The following is an 8,960-nucleotide window of genomic DNA, read 5'->3' on the forward strand; positions in this document are numbered from 1 at the left end:
GCCCCCGCCGCCGCGCGGGCCCCCGCCCCCGCCCCCGCCCCCCCCCCCCCCCCCCCCCCCCCCCCCCCCCCCCCCCCCCCCCCCCCCCCCCCCAGGCCGCGAAGGCGGCCCGCGCACAGAACATCCTTCGAGCCGGGCGCGTCAGTCGCCTGCGCGAAGCCAAGCGGCCGGAGGCCGCGCCCGGCGTCTGAGGGCATCACTAATGATGCGCGATCTCGCCGGCGCCCCACCAGTAGATGAAGATGAAGAGGAACAGCCAGACCACGTCCACGAAGTGCCAGTACCAGGCAGCCGCCTCGAAGCCGAAGTGACGCTCCGGCGTGAAGGCGCCGCGGATCGCGCGCACCAGGCAGACCGCCAGGAAGATGGTGCCGACGATCACGTGGAAGCCGTGGAAGCCGGTGGCGAGGAAGAAGGTCGAGGGATAGATCCCGCCCGTGAAGTGGAAGGGCGCCACCAGGTATTCATAGGCCTGGAAGGCGCTGAAGCTGAGGCCGAGCAGGACGGTCAGCGACAGGCCGATGATCAGGGAGCGCCGGTCGTTGTTCAGCAGCGCGTGGTGCGCCCAGGTCACCGTGGTGCCCGAGAGCAGCAGGATCATCGTGTTGAGGAAGGGCAGGCTGAAGGGGTCGAAGGTGTAGACGCCCGCCGGCGGCCAGATCGCCTTCTCCGCGCCCGAGACATGCTCGGGGAACAGCGCGAAGTGGAAGTAGGCCCAGAAGAAGGCGACGAAGAACATCACCTCGGAGGCGATGAACAGCACCATGCCGTAGCGCAGGCCGAGGCGCACCACCGGGCTGTGCAGGCCGGGCGTGTTGCTCTCCTTCAGCACGTCGCGCCACCAGAAGAACATCGTGGCGAGCACGGCGAGCAGGCCGAGGGCGAGCAGCCACGCCCCGCCGCCATGCGCGATGACGATGATGCCCATCACCAGCGCGCCGCCCGCGAAGGCGCCGATGATCGGCCAGGGCGAGGGATCCACCAGATGGTAGGGGTGCTTGTAGGGGCTGGCGCCCGTTTCGCTGTGGCTTGCCATCGCTCGTCCTGGGTGGTCGCGGCGGGGTTCGGCCCCGGCCTTTGGTGGTGGATGAATCCCGCAAGATGCGGGGCGGATCAAGGGTCGGAGAGGGTCAGCGGACCGCGGTCGGCGCCCCCTGGCGGCCTACATGCGGCCCGGCATTGGCGAGCGCCCCGGCGCGCTCGGCGTCATGCAGGCTGCGGTGGAAGGTGTAGTTCACGGTGATGGTGCGGATGCCGCGGGTGTTCGGGTCCTCGGCGATGCGCGGGTCCACCCAGAACGCCAGCGGCATGTCCACCTGCTGACCGGGCTCGAGCGTCTGCTCCTCGAAGCAGAAGCAGGCGGTCTTGTGGAAATACTTGCCGACCACTTCCGGCGTGACGTTGTAGGTGGAGATGCCGGTCGCAGGCCGGTCCGAGAGGTTGCGCGCGTGGTAGAAGCCCATCGCCTCCTCCCCGACGCGCAACTGCACGGAAGGCTGCGCCGGCTCGAAGCGCCAGGGCAGCTGTGGCTGGGTGTTGGCGTTGAAGCGGACGGTGACGACGAAGTCGCCCGGCGCGCCCGGCGCCTGCTGGCCGATCATCGGCGTGCCGTTGAAGCCGGTGACGCGGCAGAACAGGTCGTAGAGCGGAACGGCGGCGAAGGAGACGCCGACCATGCCGAACACGACGCCGAAGGCCGCGCCGGCGACCCGCCGGTTCCGCTTCGCGATCAGGGCCTGGCGAGAGGCGTCCATGCTCACCCCCTCAGGATCCGCGCCATCGAGATGAAGTAGAACAGCACCACCAGCCCGACGAGCGTCAGGAAGATCGCCCAGTTGCGCGCGCGACGGCGCTTCTCGAAGGCGGTGCGCTCCTCGGGCGTCATCATCCGAAGGCCAGCTTGTCGATCGCGAGCGCGGCGAAGAGCGCGAAGAGGTAGTACAGCGAATACTTGAAGGTGGCGCGCGCGGCGGCGTCGTTCGCCAGGCTGCGGCCGGAGCCGTCCTGCGGTTCCTTCAGCACGCGCCAGGCGTGGTGGAGGAAGCCCGCGCCGAGCAGCGCCGCGACCGCGGCATAGGCAAGCCCCGAGAAGCCGACCAGCCAGGGCGCCAGCGTGACCGGCACCAGGGCCACGGTGTAGGCCATCACCTGGCGCCGCGTTTCCCGCGCGCCATGCGTCACGGGCAGCATCGGCACCTTGGCGCGCGCGTAGTCGCCATGTGCCCAGAGCGACAGCGCCCAGAAATGCGGCGGCGTCCACATGAAGACGATGGCGAAGAGGATGATCGGCACCAGCGTGACATCGCCCGTGGCCGCCGCCCAGCCGATCACCGGCGGGAAGGCGCCGGCGGCGCCGCCGATGACGATGTTCTGCGGCGTCCGCCGCTTCAACCACATCGTGTAGATCGCGACGTAGAAGAAGATCGAGAAGGCGAGCCAGCCGGCCGCCACCCAGTTCGTCGCGAGACCCATCACCGCGACCGAGGCGGCGGAGAGCGTCAGCCCGAATCCGAGCGCGGCGCCGGGCTCGATGCGGCCCGACGGGATCGGGCGGCGCGCGGTACGGCGCATCAGCGCGTCGATGTCCCGGTCGTACCACATGTTGATCGCGCCCGCCGCGCCCGCGGCAACCGCGATGCAGAGGATCGCCGCGACGCCGAGCACCGGATGGATCGGCGCCGGCGCGACCAGCAGCCCGACCACGGCGGTGAAGACCACGAGCGTCATGACCCGCGGCTTCAGCAGCGCGACCCAGTCGCGCACCTCCGACAGGTCGGCGGATGTGTCGAGGGGGGCTTGCGCCCCCCCCTGTTCGATGGCGTGGCCGCTCATCCGTTCCTCGTCAGCGGCGCGTCAGCGCACGCGCGGCAGTTCGTCGAAGGTGTGGAAGGGCGGCGGCGAGCTCACCTGCCATTCCAGGGTGGTCGCGCCCTCGCCCCAGGGGTTGTCGGCCGCACGCGCGCCCTTGGTGAAGGTCACGTAGAGCACGTAGAAGAAGAAGAGGAAGCTCGCGACCGAGATGTAGGAGCCGATCGAGGAGACCAGGTTCCAGCCAGCGAAGGCGTCCGGGTAGTCCGGGTAGCGGCGCGGCATGCCCTGGTTGCCCAGGAAGTGCTGCGGGAAGAAGGTCAGGTTCACGCCGACGAAGGTCAGCCAGAAATGGATCTGGCCGAGCTTCTCCGGATACTGCCGGCCCGACATCTTGCCGAGCCAGTAGTAGATGCCGGCATAGATGCCGAACACCGCGCCCAGGCTCAGCACGTAGTGGAAATGCGCCACCACGTAGTAGGTGTTGTGCAGGATCTGGGTGATGCCGGCATTGGCGAGCACCACGCCCGTCACGCCGCCCACGGTGAACAGGAAGATGAAGCCGATGGCGAAGAGCATCGGCGTCTCGAAGGTCAGCTTGCCGCCCCACATGGTGGCGATCCAGCTGAAGATCTTGATGCCCGTCGGCACGGCGATGACCATCGTCGCCGCCATGAAGTAGGCGCGCGTGTCCACGTCCATGCCGGAGGTGAACATGTGGTGCGCCCACACGATGAAGCCGACGAACCCGATCGCCACCATCGCATAGGCCATGCCGAGATAGCCGAAGACCGGCTTGCGGCTGAAGGTCGAGACGATGTGGCTGATGATCCCGAAGGCCGGCAAGATCATGATGTAGACTTCGGGGTGGCCGAAGAACCAGAACAGGTGCTGGAACAGCACGGGGTCGCCGCCGCCGGCCGGGTCGAAGAAGGCCGTGCCGAAGTTGCGGTCGGTGATCAGCATGGTGATGGCGCCCGCCAGCACCGGCACCGCCAGCAGCAGCAGGAAGGCGGTGACCAGCATGGACCACACGAAGAGCGGCATCTTGTGCAGCGTCATGCCGGGCGCGCGCATGTTGAAGATCGTGGTGATGAAGTTCGCCGCACCCAGGATCGAGGACGCGCCCGCCAGGTGGAGGCTGAACAGCGCCAGGTCCATCGCCATGGACGGGTGGTAGGTGTTGTCGGTCAGCGGCGGATAGATCGTCCAGCCGCCGCCCGCGCCCTCGCCCACGAACAGCGACGCGCCCAGCATCAGGAAGGCCGGCACCAGCAGCCAGAAGCTGATGTTGTTCATCCGCGGGAAGGCCATGTCCGGCGCGCCGATCATCATCGGCACGAACCAGTTGCCGAAGCCGCCGATCAGCGCGGGCATGACCACGAAGAACACCATGATCAGGCCGTGGGCGGAGACGAAGGCGTTCCACATCTGCCCGTCGGCGAAGATCTGCATCCCCGGCTGCTGCAGTTCGAGGCGCATCAGCAGCGAAAGCCCGATGCCGACGATCGCGGCGATCAGCGCGAAGCCGATGTAGAGCGTGCCGATGTCCTTGTGGTTCGTGCTGAACAGCCAGCGCTGCACGAAGCCGGGCTTGTGGTCGTGGTGGTCGTCGTGTGCGTGCGAGGCGGTCGCCATCGGTGTCTGTCCGATCCTGGGCTGGGTGGGGGCGGCCTTAGCGGCGCGCCTCGGCGAGGGTGGTGGTGGGGGCTTCGGCGGGGGCGCGCCCGGCGAGCGCGGAAGGCGGCGGCCCCGGCGGCAGGCCCTGGGCGAAGCGCGTCCGGGCCTGCTCGGCCCAGGCGTTGAACTCCTCCCGCGGGACGGCGCGGACCTCGATCGGCATGAACCAGTGGTTCACGCCGCAGATCTGGTTGCACTGCCCGTAAAAGACGCCCGGGCGGTCGGCGCGGATCCAGGTCTCCAGCGTGCGGCCGGGGATGGTGTATTTCTGCACGCCGAGCGAGGGCACGAAGAAGCTGTGGATCACGTCCTGGCCGGTGGTGAGGACGCGGACATTGGCGCCCACCGGGATCACCAGCGGATTGTCCACCGAGAGGTTGCGGATCTGCCCCTGGCCGAGCTCGCCCGCCGCGACCGGATAGCTGTCGAAGGTGAAGTTGCCGTGGTCGGGGTAGGCGTAGTGCCAGTACCACTGCCGGCCCTGCACGTTGACGGTCATCTCCGCGTCCACCGCGCGGTCCTGGTAGTAGATCAGGCGGAAGGACGGGATCGCGATCACCACCAGGATCAGCACCGGCACGACCGTCCAGGCGATCTCCAGCAGGGTGTTGTGGCTGGTGCGGGTCGGATTCGGATTGGCGGCGGCGCGGTAGCGCCAGACGACATAGACCAGCAGGGCCGCCACGAAGATCGTGATCACCACGATGATCCAGAAGACCAGGCTGTTGAAGGAGGAGATCGCGTCCTTGATCGGCCCGCCGGAGGCCTGCAGCCCCATCCCCCAGGGGCTCGGCGCGCCGACCATCGGCGCAGCCGCCTGCGCCAGCGCGGAGCCCGCGGCCGCGGCCAGCCGGCCGCCCGCCATTGCGGCGGCCCCGCAGATGCGGGCCACCCTTCCGATCAGCGCGCTGATTGCCTGCCTCATCCTGCTGTCCCGCCGGCGCGGCGGATCGCCGCGCGCTTTCCTCGAACCCGTCATGGGCCGGGCCTGCGCCCGGCGCGCAGGGCTCCCTCCGCCGCGTCTCGGCGGTCAGGCTCCCCACACGCGACCTATAGAAGCGCCTACCGCACCGCACAAGTGATGGGAGACCGGCTTGCGGCAACCCCGCCGGCCGCGGAACCTCGCCCATATGTCAAGGAGTTGCGCGACAGGCTCAGCCGCCGGGCGCCGCCTCGGCTTCCGCCTCGCCTTCGGCGACATGATCGACCATGTCGGTCAGCATCGAGCGGATGTGGCTGTCGCCCACGACATAGAACACCTGCCGTCCGCGCCGCTCCGCCTGCAGCAGCCGGGCCGCGCGCAGCAGGCGCAGATGATGCGACACCAGCGAGGCCGAGATGTTGAGCGTCTCGGCCATCTCGCCCACCGGCACCGGGGCGTCGAGGCTGGCCAGGATGATGCGCAGACGCGTCGGGTCGCTCATCAGGCGGAACATCTCCGCCAGTTCGACCACCTGGTCCTCGCCGATCCGGTCCCGCACGCCCATCGCGTCGCCCTGCTGCAGTCCGGGCACCATCCCGTGCGCCGCGCCGCGCGTCCAGCGGGCCTTGACGCGGCCGGTCGCCTGCCCAATCTGCCGCCAGAGCCCAAACTATTGAAAAACAAGGAACATCTGAACAGATGAACAGGGATCACGTCTCGACAGCCATACATGTGAACAGAAGTTCATGTGTCGGCCGCCGCAGCCTGCTCGGCGCGCTCGCCGCCGCCCTGCCACTGCCCGCGCTGGCGCAGCCGCGCGCGGCGCGGGGCGTGGTCGCCACGGTCGGCATGGTGGCGGATGCCGTGCGGGAGGTCTCGGGCGGGCGCGTCCGGGTGGACACGCTGATCGGCGAAGGCGTGGACCCGCATCTGTTCCGCCCGACGCGCTCCGACATCTCCCGCCTGCTCGCCGCCGATGCCGTGTTCGGCGTCGGCCATCGGCTGGAGGGGCGGATGGGCGACGTGCTCGAGCGCGTGCGCCAGTCGGGCAAGCCGGTGGTGCTGGTGGCCGAGTCGCTGCCGCGCGACCGGCTGCGGGCAAATCCGGACTACCCCGACGCCGCGGACCCGCATGTCTGGATGGACCCGACGCTCTGGGCCGACGCGGCCAGGGCGATCGAGCCCGCGCTGCTGCGCCTGGTGCCCGATGCGCGGGAGGCGATGGCCGACAACCTGGCCGGCTTCCGCGCCCGCTGCGCCCGGCTCGACGCCTATGCGAAGCAGGTGCTGGACACGGTGCCGCCCAATGCCCGGCTGCTGGTCACCGCGCATGACGCCTTCAGCTATTTCGGCGCCCGCTACGGATTCGAACTGGAGAGCATCCAGGGCCTTTCCACCGAGGCCGAGGCGAACCTCGCCGCGATCGAGGCGCTCGTGGCCAAGCTGGTCGCGCGCCGCGTGCCGGCGGTCTTCGCCGAGACCTCGGTGCCGGACCGCGCGGTGCGCGCGCTGATCGAGGGCGCGGGCGCGCGCGGCCAGCGCGTGGCGCTCGGCGGCAACCTGTTCTCCGACGCCATGGGCAAGGCGGGCACCTACGAAGGGACCTATGAGGGCATGCTGGACCACAACATCACGACCATCGCGCGTGCCCTGGGTGGCCGCGTGCCGGATCGCGGCCTGAACGGCCGGCTCGGCGCATGAGCCCGCCCGCACCGCTGGAGATCCGGCACCTGACGGTGGCCTATGGCGAGAAGCCGGCGGTGTGGGACGTCACCTGGTCGGCCCCGTCCGGCCTGACCGCGATCGTCGGGCCCAACGGCGCCGGCAAGTCCACCCTGCTCAAGGCGACGCTCGGGCTGGTGCCGGCGCTGTCGGGCGAGGTGCGCTTCTTCGGCCGGAAGCTCGACGCGGTGCGCGACCGCGTCGGCTACCTGCCGCAGCGCGCCAGCGTGGACTGGGACTTTCCCGCCACCGCGCTCGATGTGGTCTGCATGGCGCGCTATCCGCGCATGCGCTGGTGGGGCGTGGTGCCGCGCCAGCACCGGGAAGCGGCGCGCGCCGCGCTGGCGCAGGTGGGCATGGCGGATTTCGCCGACCGGCAGATCGGACGGCTGTCGGGCGGCCAGCAGCAGCGCGTGTTCCTGGCCCGCGCGCTGGCGCAGGACGCCGACCTGGTGCTGATGGACGAGCCTTTCGCCGCGGTGGACGCGGCGACCGAGGCGGCGATCGTCGCGGTGCTGCGGGAGCTGGCGGCGAAGGGGCGGCATGTCGTCGCGGTGCATCACGACCTCGGCACGGTGCCGGAGTATTTTTCGTCCGTCCTCCTGCTCAATGCCCGCGTCTTCGCCGCCGGGCCGGTGAAGGAGGCCTTCACCAACCGCAACATCGCCGCGACCTATGGCGCGCGGCTGGCGGTGCTGGACGAGGCCAGCATCGGCGTCGGGGCGGTCGGGGCGTGAACGGCCTTCAGGCGGCGCCGCGATGATCAGCTACAACACGCTCGTCGTCCTGCTCGGCTGCGCGCTGCTCGGCGTCGCCGCCGGCACGGTCGGCACCTTCGCGCTGCTGCGCGGCCGGGTGCTGGTGGCCGATGCGGTGGGCCATGCGGCGCTGCCCGGGGTCGCGGTGGCGGCGCTGGTCGTCGCCATCGTCGGCGCCGATCCGCGCGCGCTGCCGCCGCTGCTGGCGGGCGCGGCCGTCGCCGGGCTGCTCGGCGTGCTGGCGGTGCAGGCGCTGACACGCACCCGCCGCATCCGGGAGGACGCGGCGATCGCCATCGTGCTCTCCTCCTTCTACGCCGCCGGCGTCGCGCTGCTCTCCTGGCTGCAGACGCTGCCCGGCGCGGCGCAGGCGGGGCTGTCCAAGTTCATCCTGGGCCAGGCGGCGGCGATGCGCGCCGAGGACGCGGTCATCGCCGCGACGGTCGCCGCGATCTGCCTGCTGCTGGTGCTGCTCGCCTTCCAGCGCCTGCGCGCGGTCGCCTTCGACATGGATTTCGCGCGCGTGCAGGGGCTGCGCACCGACCGGACGGACCTGCTGCTGCTCGGGCTGATCGTGCTGGTCTGCGTCAGCGGGCTGCAGGCGGTGGGGCTGATCCTGGTGGTGGCGCTGCTGGTTCTGCCGGCGGCGACGGCGCGGCTGCTGACCCAACGGCTGCCGCGCATGCTGGCCCTGGCGGCCGCGGGCGGCGCGCTGGCCGGGGCGGCCGGCGCCTGGCTCTCCGCCCCGCGGCCGGAGGTGCCGACCGGCGCGGCGGTGGTGCTGGTCGCCGCCCTGCTCTTCACGCTCGCGCTGCTGCTGGCGCCGGAGCGCGGGCTGCTCGCCCGGCTCGGGCTGCTGCTGCGCCGGCGGCTGGCGGCCGACACCGAGCATTTCCTCCGTGCCGCCTGGGAAGCGCAGGAGGCCGCGGGCGCCGGCCCGGGGACGGCGGGCGACCGCTGGGCGCCGATCGGCGCGGTGGCGGCGGGGGGGGGGGGGGGGGGCGGCCCCGCGCCCCCCCCCCCCCCCCCCCCCGCCGGCCGGCCAGCCCCCCCCCGCACCCCCCCCCCGC

Annotated in this window: 10 protein-coding genes; 3 read left to right on the forward strand and 7 right to left on the reverse strand. The window is 71.0% G+C overall.

All coding sequences use genetic code 11. The features are described from left to right. Positions 1-199 precede the first annotated feature (199 nt). From AC1MIR_RS05540 to AC1MIR_RS05570, 7 genes are all read right to left on the reverse strand, one after another. The gene (locus tag AC1MIR_RS05540; protein WP_480027188.1) at positions 200-1,036 is read right to left on the reverse strand and encodes a cytochrome c oxidase subunit 3; all 837 of its coding nucleotides are present in this window, start codon (positions 1,034-1,036) and stop codon (positions 200-202) included. 94 nt (positions 1,037-1,130) lie between these two features. Then, positions 1,131-1,754 carry a cytochrome c oxidase assembly protein gene (locus tag AC1MIR_RS05545; RefSeq protein ID WP_480027189.1) on the reverse strand — a complete coding sequence of 208 codons (624 nt, stop codon included), beginning with the start codon at positions 1,752-1,754 and terminating at the stop codon, positions 1,131-1,133. Positions 1,755-1,756: 2 nt separating this feature from the next. Further along, entirely contained in the window at positions 1,757-1,888 is a 132-nt protein-coding gene (locus AC1MIR_RS05550; protein ID WP_480027190.1) for a hypothetical protein, read from the reverse strand. Then, entirely contained in the window at positions 1,885-2,832 is a 948-nt protein-coding gene (locus tag AC1MIR_RS05555) for a heme o synthase (RefSeq protein ID WP_480027191.1), read from the reverse strand. The genes AC1MIR_RS05550 and AC1MIR_RS05555 overlap by 4 nt, the downstream gene beginning before the upstream one ends. Before the next feature lie 21 nt (positions 2,833-2,853). Beyond that, positions 2,854-4,446 carry a cytochrome c oxidase subunit I gene (gene ctaD, locus AC1MIR_RS05560; protein WP_480027192.1) on the reverse strand — a complete coding sequence of 531 codons (1,593 nt, stop codon included), beginning with the start codon at positions 4,444-4,446 and terminating at the stop codon, positions 2,854-2,856. Between the two features lie 37 nt (positions 4,447-4,483). Further along, entirely contained in the window at positions 4,484-5,413 is a 930-nt protein-coding gene (gene coxB / locus AC1MIR_RS05565) for a cytochrome c oxidase subunit II (protein ID WP_480027193.1), read from the reverse strand. Between the two features lie 229 nt (positions 5,414-5,642). Further along, the gene (locus AC1MIR_RS05570) at positions 5,643-6,005 is read right to left on the reverse strand and encodes an ArsR/SmtB family transcription factor (protein ID WP_480027194.1); all 363 of its coding nucleotides are present in this window, start codon (positions 6,003-6,005) and stop codon (positions 5,643-5,645) included. Positions 6,006-6,109: 104 nt separating this feature from the next. Between AC1MIR_RS05570 and AC1MIR_RS05575 the strand changes: the two genes are divergently transcribed. From AC1MIR_RS05575 to AC1MIR_RS05585, 3 genes are all read left to right on the forward strand, one after another. Continuing rightward, positions 6,110-7,111, forward strand: coding sequence for a metal ABC transporter solute-binding protein, Zn/Mn family (locus tag AC1MIR_RS05575; RefSeq protein ID WP_480027195.1), 1,002 nt, complete (start codon positions 6,110-6,112; stop codon positions 7,109-7,111). Beyond that, complete coding sequence (locus AC1MIR_RS05580; RefSeq protein ID WP_480027196.1) at positions 7,108-7,869, forward strand: metal ABC transporter ATP-binding protein; 762 nt, start codon at positions 7,108-7,110, stop codon at positions 7,867-7,869. The genes AC1MIR_RS05575 and AC1MIR_RS05580 overlap by 4 nt, the downstream gene beginning before the upstream one ends. A 22-nt stretch (positions 7,870-7,891) precedes the next feature. After that, on the forward strand, positions 7,892-8,960 hold a 1,069-nt coding region (locus AC1MIR_RS05585), incomplete at its 3' end, for a metal ABC transporter permease (RefSeq protein WP_480027197.1).

The organism is Falsiroseomonas sp. RANM36 (genome assembly GCF_056682175.1).

Bases quoted from the DNA above. Each gene is read 5' to 3' on its own strand.
- AC1MIR_RS05575 (WP_480027195.1), top strand. From the start codon at position 6,110: ATGAACAGGGATCACGTCTCGACAGCCATACATGTGAACAGAAGTTCA.
- ctaD (WP_480027192.1), bottom strand. From the start codon at position 4,446: ATGGCGACCGCCTCGCACGCACACGACGACCACCACGACCACAAGCCC.
- AC1MIR_RS05540 (WP_480027188.1), bottom strand. From the start codon at position 1,036: ATGGCAAGCCACAGCGAAACGGGCGCCAGCCCCTACAAGCACCCCTAC.
- AC1MIR_RS05570 (WP_480027194.1), bottom strand. From the start codon at position 6,005: ATGGTGCCCGGACTGCAGCAGGGCGACGCGATGGGCGTGCGGGACCGG.
- AC1MIR_RS05580 (WP_480027196.1), top strand. From the start codon at position 7,108: ATGAGCCCGCCCGCACCGCTGGAGATCCGGCACCTGACGGTGGCCTAT.
- AC1MIR_RS05550 (WP_480027190.1), bottom strand. From the start codon at position 1,888: ATGATGACGCCCGAGGAGCGCACCGCCTTCGAGAAGCGCCGTCGCGCG.
- AC1MIR_RS05555 (WP_480027191.1), bottom strand. From the start codon at position 2,832: ATGAGCGGCCACGCCATCGAACAGGGGGGGGCGCAAGCCCCCCTCGAC.
- AC1MIR_RS05545 (WP_480027189.1), bottom strand. From the start codon at position 1,754: ATGGACGCCTCTCGCCAGGCCCTGATCGCGAAGCGGAACCGGCGGGTC.
- coxB (WP_480027193.1), bottom strand. From the start codon at position 5,413: ATGAGGCAGGCAATCAGCGCGCTGATCGGAAGGGTGGCCCGCATCTGC.